The sequence below is a fragment of the Longimicrobiales bacterium genome, assembly GCA_029245345.1.
Taxonomy (GTDB): Bacteria; Gemmatimonadota; Gemmatimonadetes; order Longimicrobiales; family Gaopeijiaceae; genus CALFPJ01.
This window is the reverse complement of record JAQWPM010000007.1, coordinates 130,797-153,338: the sequence shown is the minus strand read 5'-3', so window position 1 is coordinate 153,338 and position 22,542 is coordinate 130,797. Positions and strand designations below refer to the sequence as shown.

Genomic DNA, 22,542 nt, shown 5'->3' with positions numbered 1-22,542 from the left:
AGTTGGCTCGGGGACGTCCGCCAGATTTGCCTCAGCCGGCTGGCTCGGCCCCAATCGCCGCCAGCCCGACCCGAACTACCTGCGCGTCCTCGGATCCCCGCGCTCCGCTCGCGGCCATCGCTCCGACGATTTCTCCGTTCATAATGATCGGGATCCCGCCTTCGTAGTGGATCGCACCTGGAATCGAGTCCTGAGTGCCCGCGGCCAGACCCTGCCCGTACGCGCCCGACGTCCCGCCCGTTTCGAGCACGGCGACCACCTTCATCCGAACGATGTCCGTGGTTCGGGGGTTCGCCTCGTCCATGCGGCGAAGGTACATCGGGACGCCCTCGGCGTCGGCCACATAGATCGTGAGATTCCAGCCGTTTTCTCGGGCTTCGGCCTCGGCAGCGTCGACGGCTTGCTGGGCCTGCGCCATGGTCAGCTGCGCCTCTGCGGGGCGGGTTCCGAGAACGGCGATCAAGGACGCGGCGAGCGCCAGCGTGCGGTGAATCGTAAGCAACTTCATGACGAGTGACCCTCTTGGATGTTCCGAATCGTGTAAGGGGCCACGTTCGCGGACTCGAGCGTGGTGGGCAACGGCCGACCACCTTGCCAGTCGCTTGTCCCCATCCGCTTCGATATACTTGGCGGCCCGTTGAACGCCGCCTCGGACGAGATCATGAGCACGCTTCGCGCGACGCTTCGCACTTCGCTTTTGGCCCTGATTGCTGCCATCCCCGTTGCTTGTGCCACGGGTGGGGCGCCTGGGTCCACATCCAGCGTCCAGCGCCCTGCCACCGACACTGAGCTGGAGCGCCTGGAAGCCCTCTATAACGCCCGAGCCGACAGTGCGCTCCTCGACGTGAACGACGCGGACGTCCGCTTCATGTCGGGGATGATCCACCACCACGCTCAGGCTCTTGTGATGTCGGGCATGGCCCCCACGCATGGCGCGAGCGATGCGATCCGAACGCTCACGGCGCGGATCATCAATGCCCAAAAGGACGAGATATGGGTGATGCAGCGCTGGCTGCGTGAACGCGGCCTGCCGGTGCCAGAGGTGGGAGAGTCCGGCCACGTGATGCCGATGGACGGCCCCATGATGCATATGACGGGCATGTTGTCCCAAGGGCAGCTGGACGAACTCACCGCCTCACGCGGTCGCGAGTATGACACGCTCTTCCTTCGGTACATGATTCAGCACCACAACGGCGCGGTAACGATGGTGGGTGATCTCTTCGAAGCTGACGGCGCTGCACAAGACGATTTCGTATTTAAACTCGCGTCCGACATCCAAGCCGATCAGACGAGCGAAGTGGCTCGAATGCAGCGGATGCTCGACGCGCTCTCCAACGTTCCCTTGTGAGCCAAAGGCTCGCGACTCCTTCCAGGACGATTCCATGAATCTGAGTAACATCGAAAACCGGGGAGACTCCCGGCCCCGGCCCTCCCTTCCACGGCTCGGCGTGCTGCTGCCGGGTCTGATGCTCGTCGCGGGGTGCGGCGGCGCTTCAGCCCCGTCCGCGATGCTCTCGAGCGCGGCTCCATCCATGGCGGCGCAGCCGCTCACCGTGAATTCGCCGAGCCCTGATCCGCGTGTCGGCTTGGAACCGGGTCTGTTTGATGCCGAAGAGGCCGTGTGGAATATGCGCGTCGTGTCGCGAACGCCTCCTCCTGATCCGTTCGTGGGGAAGACGAACTCGGACCTCGCCTTCTCCGGCAATTATGCGATCCAGGGGAACTACGACGGCGTCCAGATCTGGGACATCGCGAACCCCGGTGAGCCGGAAACGGTGATCACCTTCGTGTGCCCTGCGTCCCAGAGTGACGTCTCGGTGTATGGCGACCTGCTCTTCATCTCCGGCGAAGGTATGACGGGCCGGCTCGACTGCGCTGGCGGGGGTGTCCAGGAAGCAGTCAGTCATCACCGCCTGCGTGGCATTCGCATTTTCGACATCACCGACATCCGGAACCCCGAGTACGTCGCCAACGTCCAGACGTGCCGTGGCTCGCACACACACACGGTGCTCGAAGATCCGAACGACGACGAGAACGTGTACATCTACGTATCGGGATCCGCTCCGGTGCGTCCGGCGGAGGAGCTGGAAGGCTGCTCGAGCCTGATGCCGGAAGAGGATCCGAACTCGGCCCTCTTCCGCATCGAGGTGATTCAGGTGCCTCTAGCGAACCCGGAGAATGCGGCGATCGTGAGTTCTCCTCGCATTTTCGACGATTTGGTCGCGCCTGAGTCCCACGGCCTCGCGCCGGATGATCTCAAGGCGATCGAGGATGCTCGTGCCGCGGGAAAGTTCATCGCCCAGATCGGGAGTCAGTCGATCGTTCTTCCTGATGGGTTCGCCAACATGCAGATCGACAGCATCATGCGCGCACGTGGGGGCACCACGCCGAACGCCGCAGACAGCGCTTCATTCCGTGAATACCTGCCCCGGATGTTCGAGGCAATGACTGGCGGAAGCGAACTGGCCGAGCGTGGCCCGACGCAGTGCCACGACATCACCGTCTTCCCCGCGATCGGGATGGCCGGTGGTGCGTGCGAAGGGTACGGGCTTCTCCTCGATATTTCGGACCCAACGAACCCGACGCGCCTAGCAGCGGTGGCGGATTCGAACTTCTCGTACTGGCATTCGGCGACGTTCAACAATGACGGAACGCAGGTCGTGTTCACGGACGAGTGGGGTGGTGGTGGTGGTCCGAAGTGCAGGGCGACGGATCCCAAGGAGTGGGGTGCGAACGCCATCTTTACCATCGATGGCAGCGATCTGAACTTCACGTCCTACTATAAGATGCCGGCGCCGCAGACATCGTTCGAGAACTGCGTGGCGCACAACGGATCACTCATTCCGATCCCCGGTCGCGACATCATGGTTCAGTCTTGGTATCAGGGCGGCATCTCGATCTTCGATTGGACTGATCCGAGCAATCCGGTGGAGATTGCGTTTCACGATCGGGGGCCGTCCGACGCGAACACGATGGGAGCCGGCGGCAGCTGGTCCATCTACTGGTACAACGGTCTGCTCGTGAGCTCCGAGATTGCCCGTGGGCTCGACATCTTCGAGTTGGTCGCAAGCGAAGCGATTTCGCAGAATGAGATCGATGCGGCCAACTCGGTCGTGCTCGACGAACTCAATTCGCAGGGACAGCCGATCCTCGAGTGGCCGTTCACCTTCGCGCTGGCCCGTGCCTACGTAGACCAGCTCGAGCGGTCACGGGCGGTGAGCCAGGGTTGGGTGACCGATGTCCGCAATGCGCTGAGCGGTGCTGAAGGAGCCTCGGACTCCGTGCAGGCGGACGCGCTGCGGGGGCTCGCATCCCAGATCGAGGACGCCGCCGGTCAGTCTCGGGACGCGGACAAGATGCGGATGTTGGCTGACGCGGTCCGAGGGCTTGCCGGAGCGTAGTCACCTAGCGGGGCATACAAGCCGGGAGTCCGCAGAAGCGGGCTCCCGGCTTTTTGTTCCTTGAACTACGCCCGCGGAGACTAGATCCGAAGGCAAGCCGAGTCCCTAAAAGGGCCCATCCCGTCAGGGCGCCCCGTCCCCGTCCCCGTCCTCGCCCTCGTCGGCACGAGCGTGGTGACCATGATCGGCTGTCGGACCCCCGTCGCCGCCGCTGACAGCTAATACTCTGGAATTTGCCGGCTTCTCCGCCATCGAATAATCAGCGAGCCGCGGTCGTTGCCGGGCAGTCGACGATCAGGATGAAAGCCCCGCGATCCGGGTCGATGCCCTGACCGAATGGTTGAACATCGGTCCCGAGCAGGGGACTCAGCATCTGGCCAGACGCTATCCACGGTGTGTGCGGGAGTTCGAGGTGCTGCAGGGTGGCGGAGCCAACGGGCGGATCGGTGATGAGGGAGACGATCCTCATGGGGCCAACACCGACCCGCTACCCCCCGTCCAGCGAAAGGACCGTGTGGATGCGCTCCGCAATGGCGCGGTTCCCCGTCTCCGTGACGTGGAAGTCGTCTATGAGTACCGGCCCGATGCCGTCAAAGCCGTCGGTCATGTCGTAGATCCAGTCGTGGTCCACCTTCCCCCGGCACCTCCAGCGGCGGAGTTCATTGCAAAGGACCAGCGCGCCAACAATCGCGCCCTACTCGGATTCTTGACACCCCGCTGGAAGCGGGCGAGGCTGGCAGCCTCGTTCATACACTGAGGCCCACGCCTCAACTCGTTGGAGTCGTCACAGTGAAGCTCATTCGTTTCTTCTCGCTCGTTGCCGTCGCTGCGCTCACTCTCACGCCGGCTCACGTCGAGTCGCAGGAGATCGCCAACGCGTATCGGGATGCTGCGAATCGCCTGATCGATGCCGCGACCGCCAATGATGACGCCTATACGCGGCTGGGTGAGGTGGTCGACCTCTTTGGCGCCCGTGTGGCGGGTTCAGTCGCGCTCGAGAATGCACATGACTGGATCTTGGAGCAGATGGAGGCTGACGGGCTCGACAACGTCCAAGCCGATCACCTTCTCATCCCACACTGGGTGCGTGGGAAAGAGTCTCTGCACATGATCCTGCCGCGGCCGCGTGAGCTTCCTATGCTGGGGCTGGGTGGGAGCATCGGAACACCCCCGGGCGGTATCCGGGCCGAGGTCATGGTCGTGAGCGACTTTGCTGAGCTCACCGTTCGGGCCGATGAAGCCCACGGCAAGATCGTGCTCTTCGACGTACCGTTCACCAGCTACGGTGCGACGGTCGCGTACCGAAGCCAGGGCGCCATCGCAGCGGGACGCGTCGGAGCCGCGGCCAGCATCATTCGGTCCGTGACGCCCTATTCGCAGCAGACTCCGCACACCGGAAACTCGAACTACGCAGACGACGTAACCAAGATTCCACACGCTGCCATTACGGTGGAAGATGCCGAGATGATCCATCGCATGGTCGATCGGGGAGAGCGCGTGGAACTGCACCTCAGCATGGAGGCGCAGACGCTCCCGGACGCTCCGTCCCGGAATGTCATGGCGGAGATCACCGGCTCTGAATTCCCCAACGAGGTGGTCGTCCTCGGCGGACACACCGATTCATGGGACGTAGGTCAGGGCGCCATGGACGACATGGGCGGCGTGGTCGCTGCTTGGGAAGCCGTTCGACTCATGAAGGAGCTCGGCCTACGTCCGCGTCGTACGGTGCGCGTCGTGGGGTGGACGAGTGAAGAGAATGGTGGACCCGGCGGCCCGGAGTATGCGCGTCAGCACGCGGACGAAGATCACGTGCTGGCCATGGAGTCCGACGGTGGTGTCTTCAAGCCCTCCGGATTCGGCTTCACGGGCTCGGACGAAGCGTTCGCCATGATGACCGAGATCGGCACGCTGCTGGACCGGATCGGGTCGGGGACGATCACCCGTGGTGGAGGTGGCGCGGATATCGGCCCGCTCATGCAGACGGGCGTACCGGGCATGGGGCTCAATGTCGACGGCACCAAGTACTTCTGGTATCACCACACCGACGCGGACACGCTCGACAAGCTTTCGCCGGACGAGGTCGCGCTGTGTGTCGCGACCATGGCCGTGATCGCCTACGTCGTGGCGGACATGCCGACGCGGCTGCCTAGGTAGCCGCGTCCGGGGCGGCGGACTTCGTTTTCGCACCCGCGCTGACTACTCCAGGTAGGTGTAGCCCTGGAGCGAGTCGTCCAGGAAACGCCGGAGGGCTTTGCCCTCGTCGATCGTGATGCGGTTGGCTTCGATGGACGCTTCAATATCGCTGCGGATGCGGCGCCGGATGTCCTCCGTGTCATACTGCACATGCGCGAGGACGTCACGTATCGTCTCGCCTTCCACGACATGATCGATGCGCCAACGACCGTTATCAGCCAGTTCCACATGGACGGCGTGTGTGTCCCCTAGGAGGTTGTGGAGGTCGCCGAGGGCCTCCTGGTAGGCTCCCGTTAGGAAGACCCCGACGTAATAAGGGTCGGTGCTATCTCCGGCTTGCCCATGGCTGTGCAACTCGAGTGTGCTCTTGTGACTGTCACCCCCCGCGAAGCGTTCAATACGCCCGTCCGAGTCGCACGTGATGTCAGCGAGGACCCCGCGGCGGGCAGGTTCTTCGCTCAGGCGGTGGATGGGCATGATGGGGAAGAGCTGATCAATGCCCCATGAGTCCAGCAGCGATTGGAAGACGCTGAGATTCAAGAAGTAGATATCCGCCAGACGATCCGGGAGGTTCTCGAGCTCTTCTGGAAGATCATCTCCGCGCCGATCGAGCATGGTACGTCCGATCGACCAATAGAGCTCTTCGCATGCCGCCCGCGCGTAGATGCTCATATAGCCGAGGTTGAACAGGTTGGTCGCCTCGGCGAGCGCGTGCTCAGCATCGGCGTAGACCTCGAACAGGTCGCCGCTGTCGCGCGTTAGGTAAGCGTCGTAGGCGTCCAGAAGCGGTTGTGTCGGCGACTCTTCATCGAGGGCGCGTTGAACCAGGGCCATATCTGGTTCCGCCGGAAACGTCCGGGTACCGAGTACTTCACACACGAGGACGCTGGAGTGCGCGACGAGGGCTCGGCCCGATTCACTCATGATCTGGGGGTGCGCGACGCCTGCCTCGTCGCAGATCGACTTGATTCGATGAACTACGTCTGCGGCGTACTGATCGAGGGAGTAGTTGATCGAAGATTCGGTAGCGGATGACGACCCGTCATAATCGATTCCCAGCCCCCCACCGATGTCGAGTGTGTCGAGGGGTGCCCCACGCCGGACGAGTTCCACGTAGAGGTGAGCCAATTCGGCCACCATATATTTCACCGCCCGGATGTCGAAGACCTGCGAGCCCATGTGGCAGTGGAGCATCTTGAGACCGTCGAGCATTTCCTCACGCTCGAGGTACTCTACCGCGTGCAGAATCTCTCCCACGGTCAGGCCGAATTTGCTGCGAAAGCCGGAGGACCCGGCCCATCGGCCGAGCCCCGGCGCTGCGAGTTTCGCCCGAATGCCGAAATGGGGCGTCACGTCATGAAGTCGTGCGGAGGCTGTGATGAGCCGCACTTCATGCGCCTGCTCTGCGACCGGGATGATATTTCGGCCCATTTTGGCGGCGATGATCACCGTCTCGACGTATTCTTTGTCTTTGAAGCCGTTGCAGACGAGGGGCATTCCGTTCATGCCCTCGGTCAGAGCGAGGCCCGCAAGGAGTTCGGGCTTGGAACCGACTTCAAGGCCGAACCCGAGGCGTCCACCAAGATCGCGTATGGCTTCGCAGACGTGCCGTTCTTGGTTGACCTTGATGGGGTAGAGGCCTGAATACGGTCCGTCATACTCCAACTCCTCGATCGCTCCATCGAATGCGGTCCGGAGTGCCGACATTCGGTGCTCGAGGATGCCTGGGAAGCGAAGTACGATCGGGGCGTTCAGGTCACGTGCAGCGAGGCCAGTGACCACGGCGTGGAGGTCGATGCCCTTGGTCGGGTCCCCGTTCGGGTGAACGGCCACAGTGCCTTCTGGGGTAACGCCGAAATACCCACCGCCCCAATCCCGGACGCCGTACAAATCAGCGGCCTTCTCGACGGTCCATTCGTCGGACGTCGCGTCGTGACCACGCTCTGGGCCGTTCTGGCTAGAAGAGTTCGGGGTTTCCACAGTCCATCCGGAGTAGGGCCCAGAAGAGTCACACGAGTGGCGTGCCGCCACGGATGGAACAGGAGAATATCGTCGACTGGCCACCCCGGCGTAAGACCGAAGCACGGTGGCGTCGTCGACCCACTCCAGCCATCGTACAGCGTCGTGACCCACCTGAATGCCATGAGGTCCCCATGTCGAAGACCAGCGACGCGCTCGTCGAGTGAATGGTCGGAGCGAGGTTCCTGAACGTCGACACCTGCGAAGAAGTCGAGGCGGATCAGGTCGCGAAGGCCCAGGCCCCGGGCCTTTTATGGCTCTTCGCGATCCTCACGATTCTGGTGGCCCTGGGGGTCTCTGGGTTCCTAGAGACGATCTTCGAGTTAGAACCTCAGGAGCCGTGACGTGATCGGGCAGGGTAGCCCCACCAAGACCATGCGTGTAGCGCAGTATCGTGACGGTGCGATGCGGCGGCGAAAGGACACGCTCGCCGTGGAGGAACCACTCGAGATTCGCGTCGCGTGGAAGGACGGTGGGAAGAAGAGGGTCGAGGCGATCGCGGTGACCATGCGCACGCCTGGGCACGACTTCGACCTCGTAGCCGGTTTCCTTCACGGAGAGGGCATCGTCTCACAGGCAGGTGATCTCACCGAACTCACGTATTGCCGCGGTGACGAGCAGCAGCAGTACAACATCGTCGAAGCGCGCCTGACTCCAGGGGTCGAGTTCGACCTCGAGCGATTGCGCCGAAACGTATTCACCTCTTCCAGCTGTGGCGTGTGTGGAAAGGCCTCGCTCGAAGCCGTCGAAGCGGTTGGTTGTGCGCTTCTGACCGACTCGTTCCGTATCTCCGGGGAGTTGATTCCCCAGTTGCCGGACTTCCTAATGGAAGGGCAGGGCGTCTTCGCCCGCACGGGTGGCTTACATGCAGCAGGGCTCTTTGACACCAACGGCAAGGCGGGAGCGCTCCGAGAAGATGTCGGACGGCACAATGCGGTGGACAAGGTCCTCGGTCATACGGTCCTACAGAAAGGCATGCCGGTGTCGGACCGCGTCCTCGTCGTGAGCGGCCGGAGTTCCTTTGAGATCGTCCAGAAAGCGGTGATGGCGCGGGTCCCGATGATTGTGGCCGTTGGAGCGCCATCGAGCTTGGCCGTCGATCTCGCGACACGATTCGGGCAAACCCTGATCGGGTTTGCCCGCGGAGGTGGCTTCAACGTCTACACGGGATCGGAGCGCGTCCTCTGACATCGTCGGGACGTATGGTGCTCGGAGCCGTGTTGGCTGGCGGACGCAGTCGTCGGTTCGGTCGGGACAAGTCTGTTGAACCGTTGGGCGGCGTGACGATGCTCGATCGGGCCGTGCGCACACTTTCAGATGCGCTCGATATCGTCGTGGTAGTGACGAGTCCGTCGGAGACGGCCGATGTGTCCGTCCCCGTTGTTCATGATCTTCGTGCCGAGCGTGGGCCTCTGGGAGGCCTTGAGGCAGCGCTTGTGGAAGCCCATCGCCTCCAACTCGCAGGCGTGTTTCTAATGGGGTGTGATTTGCCTTTGGTCACCGGGGAAGTAGTTCGCGAAGTCGTCGAGGCTTGGGATGGCCGTGCAGCTGCTGTCGCGCCGAGCAGAGCAGGGGGCATTGAGCCGTTGTGCGCCATCTACGGATCCCAGGTGCTGTCCCAGGTAAGGGATCACCTCGATACCGAAAAGCTCTCGCTCCACGATCTGTTCCGCAGCATCGAGGGCGTTGTCCTCGAGGGGCTTCTCTTGAGCGGCAAAGAGGGAGTATTCCTCAACGTGAATACTCCTGAGGATCTCGCTCGGGCCGAATCACGCATTCTTGATCAGGAGGGGTGATATGCCTCCCGCCGTGTATTGCATCGTTGGCAAGAAGAAGTCGGGGAAGACGACCACTACCGTCGGCCTCATCCGGGAGTTGGTGTCCCGAGGCCACCTCGTGGGGTCAGCGAAGCACGGTCATCACTTCGAGCTGGATCACGAGGGGAAGGACTCCTACCGGCACCGTCATGAAGGGGGTGCGGTGGCGACGGTCCTGTCAGGCCCAGAGGGAGTCGCGGTGACGGGGAAGTGGCCTTCAGGTGAACAGCCACTGGCCGAGCTCGTGTCCCAGCACTTAAGCCACGTGCATATCGTCGTTGCCGAGGGATACAAGAGCTCGAAGTACGCTCGATTCGAAGTGTTTCGCAGTACCGTCCATGCGGCTGCGCTCTACGGGACCGACGACACCGAGCAAGGCGAATATCTTGCGATGCTAACAGACGTGCCGGACTTTACAATTGCGGTTCCGGTCATTGATGTCGATGACCCCCAGCGTTTCGTCCTGATGGCGGACCTGGTGGAAGCCCATCTCGGAGGCCAAGACACTTGAGCGAAGGCGCATCGAACCGCTTGGTGTCCCTGGACGCGTTTCGAGGCCTGACCATCGCCGGGATGATTCTGGTAAATAACCCGGGTAGTTGGTCTTACATATACGGGCCGCTGGGGCACGCGCAGTGGCACGGTTGGACGCCCACCGACCTGATCTTCCCGTTCTTTTTGTTCATTGTCGGTGTAGCGATCCCGTTCTCGTTCAAGCGGCGCCTTGCCGAGGGCGCGGATCGGGCGCAGCTCTTCAAGCATGTGGTGCGGCGTGCGCTGGCCTTGATCGGCATCGGAATCGCGATGCGGGCGATTCCCGACTTGGACTTCGCTGAGATGCGCTATTTCGGCGTACTCCAGCGCATCGGCCTCGTGTACATCTTCGCGGCCGGCTTCTACCTGTGGCTGTCCGCCCGGGCTCGTTGGGTCATAACAGGGGTGCTCCTCCTCGGCTACTGGGCGCTCATGACGCTGGTGAGTGTGCCTGGGTACGGCGCGGGTGACCTGTCCCCGGACGGCAATCTCGCAGCGTACATCGATCGACTCGTGATGGGTGGCCACTTGTGGCAGGGTACGTGGGATCCCGAGGGTCTGCTCTCCACGCTTCCCGCGATCGCGACCTCCCTTTTGGGGATCTTCACAGGCGAGTGGCTGCGGCGGGGCGGATCTAAGGAGGAGATCACGAAGGGCCTGTTCGTGGCGGGCGGGATCCTCGTTCCTCTGGGTTGGGCTTGGGGGCTCGTTTTCCCGATCAATAAGAACCTGTGGACGAGTTCTTACGTGCTGTTCAGCGCGGGAATTGCCCTGATCCTCTTGGCCGCGATGTACTGGGTGATCGACGTGAAGAAGTGGCGAGGTGGCTGGCATACCCCGTTGGTCGTCTATGGCGTGAACGCCATTGCGGCTTTCGTGGCTTCCGGCATGCTGGCGAAGGCGATGGGCCGCGTTCGCATCGGGGGTGAAGACGGTGTCTCAATGCACGGTTGGATCTACCAGAACATGTTCCAGTCTTGGGCGGGAGACTACAATGGGTCCGTCGCGTACGCTGTGTCGTACATGATGTTCTGGCTCGGCGTCATGTGGCTGCTGCACACGCGCAGGATCTACATCAAGATCTAGGGGTTACGTGTCCCGTTGGACTGGCCCCTGCTGCCTGACTGCACCCGCTTGCCGGCTTCGTAGGATCCCCTGCATGTTGGTGCGTCCTACTCATCCAGATCGTGTATCCATGAGCCTTGCTGCGAAACCGCTTTCTGTTCTAGCACTCCTCGGATTAGCTGCCTGTGCGTCTGCCCCAATGGCCACGTCGGGCGGAGGTGCGGTTGAAGCCGCGACTGCTGACCCGACGAGCCAAACCGTGCCAGCGCCAGCCGCACCTGCGCCGCCGCCGGCTGCATCGGGAGACCTCGGGTTCTCTGCTGAACAAGCCGACCGTGGACGAGACGTCTATCGTTCGTCGTGTACGGCGTGCCATTACTCCAGCGAGTTCAGCGACCGCTCGTTCAAGTTCAAGTGGCGCCGCCGGACGGCGGGGGACCTGTTTGGTCATATCTCCACCTCGATGCCCGAGGATTCCCCGGGCAGTTTGGCGTTGACCCAATATGCCGATCTGGTCGCTTACATACTGCGCATGAACGGCTTCGAGACTGGAACGGGTGAACTGCCAGCGGACGAAGCTGTACTCGATGGCATCAGCCTCGCTCCCTTCGGGAACTGAGGAGGAACAGTGGCGATTGATCGACGAGATTTTCTGAAGGTCGCGACTGCGGGTGCAGGACTCGCCATCGCGGGGACACCCGCGGCGGCGGAAACGCCGTCCTCCAAACGGACTCCTCTCGTTCGTTCCGGACAGGTCCCGGACGTCGTGGTGGTCGGAGCCGGTAACTTCGGCATGTGGACCGCGCTCAACCTCCAGCGGATGGGTGCGAAGGTCACGCTCATCGATCAGTACGGCCCTGGGAACTCTCGTTCAGCCTCGGGCGGGGAAACACGAGGTGTGCGCACGAGCTACGGTGATCGCCCGCATGGACTCCAATGGGGTCAGTGGGCTGCCCGCGCCACCGACAAGTGGAAAGAGTGGGACGCGGAGCACTTCCAGGACGGAATGCTGCCGCAACTCTTCTACCAGACGGGCGACATCATCATGCGCGACGAGATGACTCCCTTCATGGAGGAGACGGTCGCCAACTGGGACACGATGGGGCGTGCGTATGAAATCCTGACCGCCGATGAGATTCGTTACAGATGGCCCGTCATCCACACCCCTGACGTCACCGTCGGCATCTACGAAACGGATGCGGGCGTAGTGCGGGCCCGCCGGGCCATGGAGTCCGTTTCGCAGGTCTTCCGGCAAGAGGGTGGAGAGATCAAGATCGGGCGTGTGTCGATGGGGCGAACCGAGGGCCGCAAAGTCGTCGACGTGCAGCTCGAGGGCGGTGATCGGATTTCGGGGGGACTCTTTGTGTTCGCCCTCGGCCCGTGGTTCCCGAAGTTCTTCCCGGCGCTGATGGCCAAGAGACTCAGTATTCGCACCTTGGGTCATGTCTACTACTTCTCGACGCCCCCAGGCGACGAGTCGTTCCGGCATCCGAATTGCCCGAGTTACAACGTGCCCGGGGTCACAGGGTGGCCTGCTCTGCCTCACGATTCCCGCGGATTCCGAATCCGCACCGGAGGACATCAGGGGACCGATCCGGACACCAGTGTTCGGTGGGTGGACGCGGAGTCTCATGAGCGTCCCCGCCAAGTTCTTGCGAAGTACTTCCCGGCGTTGGCAGAGCGCGGAATCAACGAAACGCGTGCCTGTCACTATACGGGCACCGTGAGCCGCAACTTCATCATCGACGAGCATCCAGATTACGACAACGGATGGTTAGCCGGTGGTGGCTCGGCCGAATCGTTCAAGCAGGGGCCAGTGTTGGGCGAGTTCGTCGCCGGGCGTGTGATGGGCACAGAGACGGACCAAGAGCTCAACGACAGCTTCCGTTTACTCGAAGACGAGTTCGAAGAAGGCGGCCGCCGCCGGGAAGAAGAGGACCTCTGAGCCGGTAGCACCAGTATTGTGACCATCTCTCTTACTTCGCCCAGATGACCCCGCCGATCGGGGTTATGAGCCCGGCTGTTCCGGTCGGGCGGAAGACTCGAGCTCCGCTCGCCCTCGCTCTGGTGGCAGTTGCTCTCATGGCGATGGCGGTGGTGCCCATCTACCTCGGCCAGAAGGCCGCTGTGGTGCAAGATGAGATCACCCAGACACTCCTTCCGTCCATCGAGTCAGCTGCCCGGTTGTCCCTGCTACAAGCACGTCAGATGGCAAGGTTTCAGTCTTTTTTACTCACTGGCGAGGGCAGCTATCGACTGGCGTACGGTGCCGCGATTCCGGACGAGGATAGTCTCTATACCACGCTGAGTGAGCGTGTCCGCGTGATGGATTTCGATGTCCGTGAGCGGTTGGCTCAGCTGTCGGGTGAGTCGACGCGGTGGCACTTCGACAATCAAGCAGCGTTCGATCAGGTGAAGGTCCCTGTAGGTACAGACTCGGAAATCCAGCTACGCAGCCTCACGGCGTACGAGTCGCTGCAACGGGCGACCCGGGAACTGGAGCGAGCGATCCAAAGTGAGGTGAATACGGGTCGGCGTCGCCTGGAAGATGTGCGACTCCTTCAGATTTGGATCTCGATCGTACTGTCCGTTCTCGCGTTCGGATCCACGCTCGCCATTGTACGAGTGGGTCATCGACTTCGGGGCTTCATCTCGGAGGCGGAGCGTCGCCGCAATGATGCCGTACTGGCTCGACGCGAGATCGACGCTTTGCTCGAAGCCACTGGAGACGGGGTGTTGGGTATCGGCCTCGACGGAAAATGCTCCTCCTTGAACCGAGTTGGATGTGAGTTGCTCGGGTATACCGAGCGCGACATCCAAGGACGTGATGTTCACGATACCGTGCATCACTCATTCCCTTCAGGAGAGCCGCGAAGTAGGGACGAGTCGCCGATCCTGGCCGCCCTCCGAGACGGTGCCCGCGCCGATTCAGCAGACGATGATGTGTTGTGGGCGCGTGCCCGGGAGGCCCTCCCTGCACGTTGGGCGCTCCACCCGCTCATGGACGGACTCCAGTTGCGGGGTGCCGTGCTCACGTTCACGGACATGACCGAGATCCGGGAGAAGGAAGAGGCGCTGCACAGAGCGGTCAGCCAAAGGGAAGAGGTCGTGTCGATCGTATCCCACGATCTCAGAAATCCACTCGGAGTGGTGGCCGCGTGCGCCGAGCTCTTGATCGATCTCCCTCTCGATGCCGGTGAACGCCTCAAGCAAGCGGAGATCATCGCGAGATCCGCGGGGCGGATGGGCAGGCTCATCGACGACCTTCTCGACGTCTCGCGTATCGAAGCAGGCGCCTTTGTCGTGCGCCCATCGGCTGAGATGCCGGGTCCGATTCTGGAGGAGGCCCGGGGTCTCTTTGCTGACCAGGCCGATGCCGCCGGCATTACGCTGTCCATTGACCCGTCGGAGACAGCACCTGTCCGGCTCGATCGCGACCGCGTGCTACAGGCGCTCGCGAACTTGATCGACAACGCCCTGCGCTTCACTCCCAAGGGTGGAAACGTGTTGTTATCCGCGTACAACGCGGACGCCCACCACGTGGCTTTGAGCGTCGCGGATGATGGTGCGGGGATCCCCCCTCAGACCCTCGAGCACTTATTCGATCGCTACTGGCAGGCGGATTCTACGACCCCGGGGGCGGCCGGCCTCGGCCTGGCCATCGTCCGAGGCGTGGCTGAGGCCCACGGTGGGTCGGTCACCGTCGATTCGACGGTAGGACAAGGCACGACGTTCGCCGTGCTTCTGCCGGTCGCGGAGCGTGCTCCGGAGCCAGTGGAGTGATGGGCTCGATGATGGAGTACCCGCTCACGCCAACTCACTTCATCGAGCGAGCGGGAAGCCTGTTCGGAGGGAAGGAAGTGGTCACCGCGTCCGACGACGGAGATACTCGACACACCTGGGCTGAGATTCTCGAAAGAGTCAGGCGAGTCGTGTCCGTGCTCGAGCGCCTGGACGTGGGGCCAGGGGATCGAGTCGCCACGCTGGCTTGGAATACCCACCGACACCTCGAGCTCTACTTCGGAGTGCCTGCCGTGGGGGCCGTTCTTCATACCGTAAATGTCCGTCTCGCATCGTCACAGATCGAACAAATTCTTGCTCATGGCGGGGCCCGTGTCCTCTTCATGGATCCAGATCTCGTGGATCTCGTGGGGGAGGAGCTACTGGACGGTTTGGGAATCGAACACCGCGTTGTCATGGCGGATGAGGCAGGAGCGGGCTGGAACTCGTACGAGGAGCTTCTGGCAGGCGTCGAGCCCGTCCAATCGTTTCCCGTTTTGGATGAACAATCGGCCGCGGGTCTGTGTTATACGTCCGGTACCACGGGTGAGCCCAAGGGAGTTCTGTACTCGCATCGTGCCCTCGCGTTGCATGCACTCGGGATCGCGCTGCCGGACGGATTTTCGCTATCGGAACGGGACACCATTCTCCCGGCAGTACCCATGTTCCATGCGAACGCATGGGGACTCCCCCACGCGGCGGCGATGACCGGGGCCAAGCTCGTTTTGCCCGGACCGCGGCCCTCGTCGCAACGCATCGCCCGGCTGATCTCCTCTGAGGGTGTGACCTTTGCGGCCGGTGTGCCGACGGTGTGGATGGGCGTGCTCGAAGAGCTGAGGGCCTCGGGGCACTCTGTCAGCGATGAACTCCGGATCCATTCGGGAGGAGCGCCGAGTGCCCCGAGTCTCATCGAAGGGTACCGGACGGAGCTTGGCGTCGAAATCGTCACCGGTTGGGGGATGACCGAGATCTCTCCTGTTGGGATGGCAACGCACCCACGTGCCCACATGAAGGATTGGTCGGATGACCGACTCCTCGGTGTGCGGACGAGCCAGGGTACTCCACTGCCGTTTCTGGAAGCGCGCATCGTCGACGATGCGGGTGAGGTTTGTGCCCATGACGGGAAGGTGCCGGGCGAACTCGAGGTAAGAGGACCCTGGGTTACCGCTGGGTACTTCAGGCGAGAAGCCGAAGAGGCGTTCCATGACGGGTGGCTGCGCACGGGCGACGTGGCGACCATCGATAGCGATGGTTATGTGCGGCTGGTCGATCGTACGAAAGACCTCATCCGTAGCGGCGGGGAGTGGATCTCCAGCGTGCAGCTCGAACATGCGCTGATGGATCAGGACGACGTTGCCGAAGCCGCGGTTGTCGCGGTCCCGGACGAGAAATGGCAGGAGCGACCCTGGGCGTGCGTCGTTCCCAGGGGCGGACTGGAGCTCGACTTAGATGGGCTCCTGGCCCCGCTTCGGGAGGTATTCCCCCGATGGTGGGTTCCCGACGGTGTCCTCGTCTTGGAGGCCTTACCGAGAACGGCCACCGGAAAGTTCGACAAGAAGGCCCTGCGTGAGCGTCTCGCCACCGATAGGAACGGCTAGGCCTGGTTCGCGGGCGTTACGCGTGCCGGCACGCGAGGTCCCGTCACGTGCTCCAGTGACGAGTAGGCCGACTCCCTCGGAGGCCCATGGCGTCGAGTGCCCTGAGACGACCCAGGGCGGAGAATGGATGGGGCGTGGCCCGGTCCGTCACAGCGACCGCTTCCAGGTCACCAGGGCTTCGACCTCGTTGGTCGTGATTCTCCGCACGCCCATGTCGAGCGCCTGAGTCGCTTGTCCGACATCGTCAATGCACCAGACTGCGACCTCAATCCCTGCCGCGCGGGCTCTCTCGACCAACGAAGGATCGTTGACCAGATGGTCGCCACGGAAGTCGATGAGTGCGTTTTCGTCCCCCGTTGCGCGAGCGAAGGCGTCTTCGATCGTCTCGGCGTCATCGACCACGAACCCGATCTTGATGCCGGGGTCCTGTGACCTCATCCGGTCGAGCAATGTCCAGTTCATCGCAATGAAGACGGTCCGCTCTTTCTGACCGGCCTCTGCTGTAAAGCGGACCATGCGGTCCAAGTCTTCCATCTCGCGGAAGCCCTTGATCTCAGCGTAGATCCTCGGGATGCGGTCCCCAATGTGTTCAAGCGCCTCCTTGAGGGCCGGGACACGCTCACCCGCGAATTCGGCATCGAACCAGCTGCCGGCATCAAGCTTCTTGAGCTGCTCAAGGGTTCGGCGCTGAATCGGCCCGACTCCGTTAGTGGTTCTGCTGAGCATCGCGTCGTGGAAGAGCACCGGGTTCCCGTCGCCGGCGGTGTGCATATCGAACTCCACCGCATCGGCACCCGCGGCGATGGCCGCGTCGATTGCAGAAAGGGTGTTCTCCGGCGCGCGAGCACTGAACCCGCGATGTCCGATGATTTCGACTGGGCCCTCGAAAGCGAACGCGCTCATGACGGGGTCTCCTCGCCAGCGCTCGATCCGTCCCCACTTTCGAGCTGTTGATGGAAATTCGAGACGTCTGTCAGGCGTTTAATGGAGCTTTCGAGCAACTCGATCTGTTGCTCTTGGAGCACGATCCGTCGTTCCATGATCTGGACGGTTTCGCCGAGGCCTTTGTGATCGAAGAAGCGACTCAGCGCTTCGACGGTCGGGGCCAACGCAAAACGAGCTGTGAGGCCGATGACTGGGACCAGGACGATCGAGATCCCCAGGATCGTCGCGACGAGCGCGGTGAGGTCGATGGGTGCGATCTGCATGATGGTTTTGGAGAGGGACGCGGCGGGGTCATCTCGCGTCATGGTGTCTTTGCGGGGCCCCGAAAGCAACATGGGACTAGCTAGTCGGGGCTGGCGTTCCAACCTGGGGCGATTTGTCCCTGTCAAAGGTGGTGAATGAGATGAAAAGTGGATCCTCACAGATGAGGAAATGTGGTGCAGACCGTGCGGAGGAATCCTGAAGCCGTAGACGTACGGCGCGCCGCTGAGGGAGTGCTTCGGGAGGCAGGAACGTCACTGATGAAAGGCAGCGCGCCATCCTCGCGGGCACGGATCTCTCGACAGAGCTCTAGCCCGTCGATGCCGGGAAGCTTCAAATTGAGCAGGATTAAGTCCGGCATTCCATCGTCGAGAGCCTCCAGAGCGTCTTCGCCCGAAGCGCATGCCACGACCAAGGCGCCCCGAAATCGGAGCGCTTCCGAGAAGGACCAACGGTCGGTCTCGTTGTCCTCAACGACGAAGACTCTTAGGGCGCCGACATCTTGGGTCGGTGTTACGTCGTCTGTGGGGGACACGACGCTCAGAGCGAACATCCTCGGCCTATGTAATCGACCGCATTTGGAGGTGGCTGTTACACAAGCGGATGATACAGGGCTGCTGGCCTCTGCGCGATGTTCGGGTCAGCTGGCTGCCAGCGTGCCCCCAAGACGGAGCCGGGCGGTCCGGGCCAACGCAACCCTCGCCTCGAAGAACGAGGGGTCTTTGTCGAGGGCCAACTGGTAGCCCTGGCGTGCCCGATCCCAGTCCCACCGCTCCTCTGCCGCGATTCCGGCGAGATAGCTTACCACCGCGGAGGCCCCAACCGCACTCCTGATGAAGTCGGCGGGGGCAGCGCTGGCCAGGGGATCGGACCAACCGGCCAAGCGGTCCATTCCAGCGAGCTCGTTCAAGAGGCTTCCGACCGCGACGCGCGCCAACCCGACTGCATCGGCGTCGGAGGGTGTTTCCTCTCTCCAAGAGTGGGCGACTCGACCGGTCTGAGGGTCGACCAGGCGGAGTTCGAGAACTGCGGTCGACATACCAAATGATGACCAGGTCGCTCCAAGGACGTAATCGGGGGCCACGGACACTCCCACGGTCGGTGCGGTGCTCGGCAACACGCCGCGCCGCGCCGCGTCCGAGGCTGCGGTGAACCGCCGGCGTTCTACGAAGCTCACGTCGGGGCGGCGAAGGAGCCCCGCAACAATCAGTTCTGAGAAGGCGAGCGGAAGGTCCGTTGACTCTGCCAAGCCCCAGTGATCTGTACCCGAGACCTCTACCGGGCCCACGGAGATCTTCACGGCGCCATTGAGCGAAGCTGGACGGGCGGTCGCCAGCGATTGCCAAACAGCGTCGGCGACCGTTGTCAGGGCGAGGGAAGATGTGGATCCACTGCCTCCGCCCGCTGCGCAACCCGACGCCAATACAGCGACGGCGAGTAGTAGAAGTCGTTTGATGACGTATGGGGCTCGAGCGGTAGCCTGTCGGAAGAGCATCGGTCGATCCTGATTTTCGGTGATTCGAATCCGTACTCTTAAGTTAGCAACAGGGCCCCGTGTCGCTCCAATAGCTTTTTTTCTAAGGTGTTTACGACGTATGCTGTTTCGGTGTGACCCGCATGCGTCCACACATCCTTCGCCACTCTTGATTCTCGACCTTGCCGAGCGTGAACCGTGACCGAGCCGGACTTTCGATTCAGACATCCTGTGACGGTGCGATTCCGCGATATCGATGTCGGGGGGCACGCCCACCACTCCGAGGCGTTGATGTATTTCGAGGAGGCACGCTGGGCCTACTGGGGTGAGGTCATTGGATCGAAGAGCCTCGACGAGATCGACTATGTGTTGGCAGAGGCACGAGTCCGTTGGCACAAGCGCGTGCTCTGGCCGCAAACCGTAAGTGTCGGAGTTCGCGTGAATCGTATTGGTAGGAAGCATTTCGAAATGTCCTACGAGGTACAGAGCGAGGGGGGTGAACGACTCGTTTCCGGAGTGACCACACAAGTGATGTATGATTACCAAAAAGAGTCATCCATGCGGGTCCCACCGGCGTTGGCAGAAATCCTCACCGCGTACGACGGCCCGTTCGAGTCGATTTAGGGTCCGACCGGACCAGGAGGGCCACGCAGCGTTAGCTGCCCTGCTGCACGCTGGGCCCGGCAAAATCGTATCTGATGCATGACTGGCCCAATGATGAGGGGGCGCAACCCAAGGGTCGGGCGATGATGCCGTTGACCGACGCCCCAGATTATGCATAAAATACCACGCTATATAAGGAAGGTCCGAAGCAGAGTTCGGACCTTCTGGATTTTACAATGGGTAGGAGTAGATCAACCACGTTCGGTACTGTCCCGGACGAGTTTGTTCTTTCGAGAACATCGCGATGACGGGGGAGACCCCAGGAGATTCAATCCATGGTCGGACGGATGAAGTTGACCTTCAAGATCCTCACTGCCGCGCTTGTACTGTTGCCAGCGGCCCTCACGGCTCAGGACAATGGACGCTTTCGCGTTCTGGTTCCGTATTTTCAGCCGCTCGAGGGCGCAAAGGACAACTTTGGGAAGGATGCCTCGAAGGAACTGCGTGAGCTGCTCAACACGCTCGCGACGCACGAACCTATTGAGGAGCGGGACATTAAGGACGAGGTCAAGCGATTCGACATGAAGATGGAGGACCTCGACTGCATCAAGACGCGCCAGCTGGCGGGTCAGATCTCCGCTCAGGTCGCTCTGTGTGCCGCATACACTCAGAACCCGGACAAGTCCTGGGACGTCTCAGGCGTCGAATTCTGGGACATCGGCTCCAACGAAGCCTTTGCGGTCAGCGACATCAGTGTCAGCGAGAAAGACGACGCTGTCGCGGCTCAGCACATCTTCAACGAGTTCGATCTCTACGTACAGCAGATTCGGGCAGTCGGGATTTGCGCCGATTACGCGGCGAGTCAGCAGTGGGAGAACGCTCTCCGTAACTGCGACGAGGCGCTCGTGCTGAACCCGGAGGGTATTGCGGTTCGGTACCAGCGCGCGGTGATTCTCTACGAGATGGACCGTATGGATGACTCGCTCGTTGAACTCGAGCGGGTCCTTTCTGTGAACGGCTATCACGAGAATGCGCTCCAGCGCGCTGGCTACATCTCCACCATTCAGGGCGACAAAGATCAGGGGCGTATCTACTACGAGCGCTACCTTGAGCTGAACCCGGCCAACGCCGCGATCCGCATGAACATTGCGTACGAGTTGGCCAAGGCGGGTGACCCGGTCGGTGGGATGGCGCTCATCCAGGTTGGACTGGATGTCGATGCCGAGAACGTTGACCTCTGGGAGCAGTACGGATCGTTCGCGTTCGCGGCGGCTGTCGAAGCTGAGCAGCTCTCCTCGATGGACGCTCAGGACTCTGGTGGCTTGTCCCCGGATGCTGAGGAGTATTATCGCCAGGCCATCAACGCCTACGGAAAGGTCTTCGACGGCAAGGGTGCTGAGACACCTGTAGCGCTCCTGCGCAACATCATCGCAGCGAACATTAAGCTCGAAGACCTCGCTGCTGCCGTTGCGATGGGTGCACGGGTCCTTCAGACGCACCCGGAGGAAGATGGGCTTTGGTCGATCTACGCCGATGCGCTCCAGAGGAGCGGACAGATCGATGACGCCATTACGGCGCTCGATCGAGTTCTTGAGATCAACCCGTCGCATGCCAACGCAAGCCTTCGTCAGGGCAGCTGGCTGATCGAAGCAGGGCGTGTCCTGGATGCCGTTGAGGTCTTGAAGGGTGCGGCAGCAGGGAACCCCCAGCAGGCCGAGAACGCAGCGCGGATGATCTTTGCCGACGCGTACCAGAAAGGGTACCAGCAAAAGCAGTACGCCTACGCCATCACAGGTATGACGGCAGCCAAGGAACTTCCGGGGCTGAGTGAGGCCATGACCAGTCAGCTTAACTTCTGGCACGGCTTCAGCGTGTACCAGCAGGCCTTCGCAGAGCAGGAGCCGCAGACGTTGGCTTCTGCCCAGGCCACGTTGCCGAGGTTCCATGCGGCGATCGCATTGCTGAACCAGTCCGGGGATTACCCGGCATCAGTGAGCGTCAACCTGGCCCAGTTGCTGGACAACGCGAACACGTATGTCGAAATCCAGGACGCGATCATCAAGCGTGGTCGCTAGCTCCTAAGGAGTACGTTCGGACGAAAAAGCGCCCCGGGGCTTCGGCCCCGGGGCGCTTTTTCGTACCCCTCGACTTCACTTTGAGGTGGGATTCGACCCACTCCTCCCCACGCGGACCGGCCCTGCCTTCGGTCCGACCTTCGGTTTTCGTTCGGAAACTGAAAAAATTGGATTTTGGGGTAAAACGCGGTTCTCCCTGATACGAATGGCCTTTCGGCTGATCTAGCTCCTGTGCTGGACCTCGATAAGTGCAAAAAAGAACCCTTGACCTGTTGGTCCACTGAGGAGTATGTTGGCTCCATCGCATCCCACTTCTACCCACTTAATACCACCCAGAGGTTTTGGTGAACGGTTTCGTCGGGCAGTACGAGCATCAGATGGACACGAAGGGGCGGGTCAGTCTTCCCTCGGCGTTTCGCCGTGAGGCTGGGTCTGACCGCTTCGTGCTTCTCCAATGGGAGAAACCCTATCTGACGCTGTTCCCCGAAGCCAAGTGGGTGGCCGTACAGGAGAAGCTGCTCGAGTACCGCCGGAGTGAACCGCAGGCATGGAACCAGGTCCGGCTCATCGTTTCCAATGCCGTCGAGGTGGCCCCGGACAGGCAGGGCCGCATTCTCGTGCCCGGCGGCCTCCAAGAGGCGGCGAGCCTTTCGAACACGGTCCTCCTGAGCGGCAACCTCGATCGCATCGAGTTGTGGGATCCCAAGACCTACGCGGAGGCCGTCCAGGATCAGGCAGGCGACCTCCAGCAGTTCGCACACCGGCTCTTCGGATGAC

General features: G+C 61.9%; 22 protein-coding genes. 15 read left to right on the top strand and 7 right to left on the bottom strand.

The features are described from left to right. Positions 1 to 31 precede the first annotated feature (31 nt). Positions 32 to 508: a heme-binding protein gene (locus P8L30_01990; GenBank protein ID MDG2238971.1), complete on the bottom strand. Its 477-nt coding sequence runs from the start codon at positions 506 to 508 to the stop codon at positions 32 to 34. Positions 509 to 661: 153 nt separating this feature from the next. Here P8L30_01990 and P8L30_01985 point away from each other — a divergent pair, with 153 nt between their 5' ends. Both P8L30_01985 and P8L30_01980 read left to right on the top strand, forming a co-directional pair. Continuing rightward, positions 662 to 1,348, top strand: coding sequence for a DUF305 domain-containing protein (locus P8L30_01985; GenBank protein MDG2238970.1), 687 nt, complete (start codon positions 662 to 664; stop codon positions 1,346 to 1,348). A gap of 34 nt (positions 1,349 to 1,382) precedes the next feature. Next, positions 1,383 to 3,401 carry a hypothetical protein gene (locus tag P8L30_01980; GenBank protein MDG2238969.1) on the top strand — a complete coding sequence of 673 codons (2,019 nt, stop codon included), beginning with the start codon at positions 1,383 to 1,385 and terminating at the stop codon, positions 3,399 to 3,401. A 259-nt stretch (positions 3,402 to 3,660) separates the two neighbouring features. Here P8L30_01980 and P8L30_01975 read toward each other — a convergent pair whose 3' ends face one another. Further along, complete coding sequence (locus P8L30_01975; GenBank protein MDG2238968.1) at positions 3,661 to 3,870, bottom strand: hypothetical protein; 210 nt, start codon at positions 3,868 to 3,870, stop codon at positions 3,661 to 3,663. A gap of 320 nt (positions 3,871 to 4,190) precedes the next feature. On the opposite strand from P8L30_01975, the gene P8L30_01970 reads away from it, so the two are divergent. Further along, positions 4,191 to 5,555 carry a M28 family metallopeptidase gene (locus P8L30_01970; GenBank protein MDG2238967.1) on the top strand — a complete coding sequence of 455 codons (1,365 nt, stop codon included), beginning with the start codon at positions 4,191 to 4,193 and terminating at the stop codon, positions 5,553 to 5,555. Positions 5,556 to 5,597: 42 nt separating this feature from the next. Here the strand turns inward: P8L30_01970 and speA are convergent, their stop codons facing one another. Next, positions 5,598 to 7,574, bottom strand: a complete 1,977-nt coding sequence (speA, locus tag P8L30_01965) for a biosynthetic arginine decarboxylase (GenBank protein MDG2238966.1) — start codon at positions 7,572 to 7,574, stop codon at positions 5,598 to 5,600. Positions 7,575 to 7,780: 206 nt separating this feature from the next. Here speA and P8L30_01960 point away from each other — a divergent pair, with 206 nt between their 5' ends. The 9 genes from P8L30_01960 to P8L30_01920 all read left to right on the top strand — a co-directional run bounded on the left by P8L30_01960 (position 7,781) and on the right by P8L30_01920 (position 16,407). Further along, a complete protein-coding gene (locus P8L30_01960) occupies positions 7,781 to 7,957 on the top strand; it encodes a hypothetical protein (protein ID MDG2238965.1) in 177 nt (58 codons plus the stop codon). 1 nt (position 7,958) lies between these two features. Continuing rightward, positions 7,959 to 8,801 (top strand): formate dehydrogenase accessory sulfurtransferase FdhD, encoded by an 843-nt coding sequence (fdhD, locus tag P8L30_01955; protein ID MDG2238964.1) that lies wholly within the window; start codon positions 7,959 to 7,961, stop codon positions 8,799 to 8,801. Positions 8,802 to 8,833: 32 nt separating this feature from the next. Then, complete coding sequence (locus P8L30_01950) at positions 8,834 to 9,409, top strand: molybdenum cofactor guanylyltransferase (GenBank protein ID MDG2238963.1); 576 nt, start codon at positions 8,834 to 8,836, stop codon at positions 9,407 to 9,409. Position 9,410: 1 nt separating this feature from the next. Continuing rightward, positions 9,411 to 9,941: a molybdopterin-guanine dinucleotide biosynthesis protein B gene (gene mobB, locus P8L30_01945; protein ID MDG2238962.1), complete on the top strand. Its 531-nt coding sequence runs from the start codon at positions 9,411 to 9,413 to the stop codon at positions 9,939 to 9,941. After that, complete coding sequence (locus tag P8L30_01940) at positions 9,938 to 11,050, top strand: DUF5009 domain-containing protein (GenBank protein MDG2238961.1); 1,113 nt, start codon at positions 9,938 to 9,940, stop codon at positions 11,048 to 11,050. Before mobB ends, P8L30_01940 begins: the two co-directional genes overlap by 4 nt. Positions 11,051 to 11,159: 109 nt before the next feature. Continuing rightward, positions 11,160 to 11,648: a cytochrome c gene (locus P8L30_01935; GenBank protein MDG2238960.1), complete on the top strand. Its 489-nt coding sequence runs from the start codon at positions 11,160 to 11,162 to the stop codon at positions 11,646 to 11,648. Positions 11,649 to 11,657: 9 nt separating this feature from the next. Further along, the gene (locus P8L30_01930) at positions 11,658 to 12,974 is read left to right on the top strand and encodes an FAD-dependent oxidoreductase (GenBank protein MDG2238959.1); all 1,317 of its coding nucleotides are present in this window, start codon (positions 11,658 to 11,660) and stop codon (positions 12,972 to 12,974) included. A gap of 65 nt (positions 12,975 to 13,039) precedes the next feature. After that, complete coding sequence (locus P8L30_01925) at positions 13,040 to 14,812, top strand: ATP-binding protein (protein ID MDG2238958.1); 1,773 nt, start codon at positions 13,040 to 13,042, stop codon at positions 14,810 to 14,812. Beyond that, entirely contained in the window at positions 14,812 to 16,407 is a 1,596-nt protein-coding gene (locus P8L30_01920; protein ID MDG2238957.1) for a long-chain-fatty-acid--CoA ligase, read from the top strand. Before P8L30_01925 ends, P8L30_01920 begins: the two co-directional genes overlap by 1 nt. Before the next feature lie 147 nt (positions 16,408 to 16,554). Here the strand turns inward: P8L30_01920 and P8L30_01915 are convergent, their stop codons facing one another. From P8L30_01915 to P8L30_01900, 4 genes are all read right to left on the bottom strand, one after another. Beyond that, positions 16,555 to 17,310 (bottom strand): glycerophosphodiester phosphodiesterase family protein, encoded by a 756-nt coding sequence (locus P8L30_01915; protein MDG2238956.1) that lies wholly within the window; start codon positions 17,308 to 17,310, stop codon positions 16,555 to 16,557. Then, entirely contained in the window at positions 17,307 to 17,657 is a 351-nt protein-coding gene (locus P8L30_01910) for a hypothetical protein (protein MDG2238955.1), read from the bottom strand. Before P8L30_01910 ends, P8L30_01915 begins: the two co-directional genes overlap by 4 nt. A 113-nt stretch (positions 17,658 to 17,770) precedes the next feature. Beyond that, on the bottom strand, positions 17,771 to 18,166 hold the full coding sequence (locus P8L30_01905) for a response regulator (GenBank protein MDG2238954.1): 396 nt from the start codon (positions 18,164 to 18,166) through the stop codon (positions 17,771 to 17,773). A gap of 87 nt (positions 18,167 to 18,253) precedes the next feature. Beyond that, positions 18,254 to 19,108 carry a hypothetical protein gene (locus P8L30_01900; GenBank protein ID MDG2238953.1) on the bottom strand — a complete coding sequence of 285 codons (855 nt, stop codon included), beginning with the start codon at positions 19,106 to 19,108 and terminating at the stop codon, positions 18,254 to 18,256. 177 nt (positions 19,109 to 19,285) lie between these two features. On the opposite strand from P8L30_01900, the gene P8L30_01895 reads away from it, so the two are divergent. The 3 genes from P8L30_01895 to P8L30_01885 all read left to right on the top strand — a co-directional run bounded on the left by P8L30_01895 (position 19,286) and on the right by P8L30_01885 (position 22,541). Continuing rightward, positions 19,286 to 19,711 carry a thioesterase family protein gene (locus tag P8L30_01895; GenBank protein ID MDG2238952.1) on the top strand — a complete coding sequence of 142 codons (426 nt, stop codon included), beginning with the start codon at positions 19,286 to 19,288 and terminating at the stop codon, positions 19,709 to 19,711. Between the two features lie 314 nt (positions 19,712 to 20,025). Continuing rightward, positions 20,026 to 21,765: a tetratricopeptide repeat protein gene (locus P8L30_01890; GenBank protein MDG2238951.1), complete on the top strand. Its 1,740-nt coding sequence runs from the start codon at positions 20,026 to 20,028 to the stop codon at positions 21,763 to 21,765. 344 nt (positions 21,766 to 22,109) lie between these two features. Next, a complete protein-coding gene (locus P8L30_01885; protein ID MDG2238950.1) occupies positions 22,110 to 22,541 on the top strand; it encodes a hypothetical protein in 432 nt (143 codons plus the stop codon). Position 22,542: the final 1 nt, after the last annotated feature.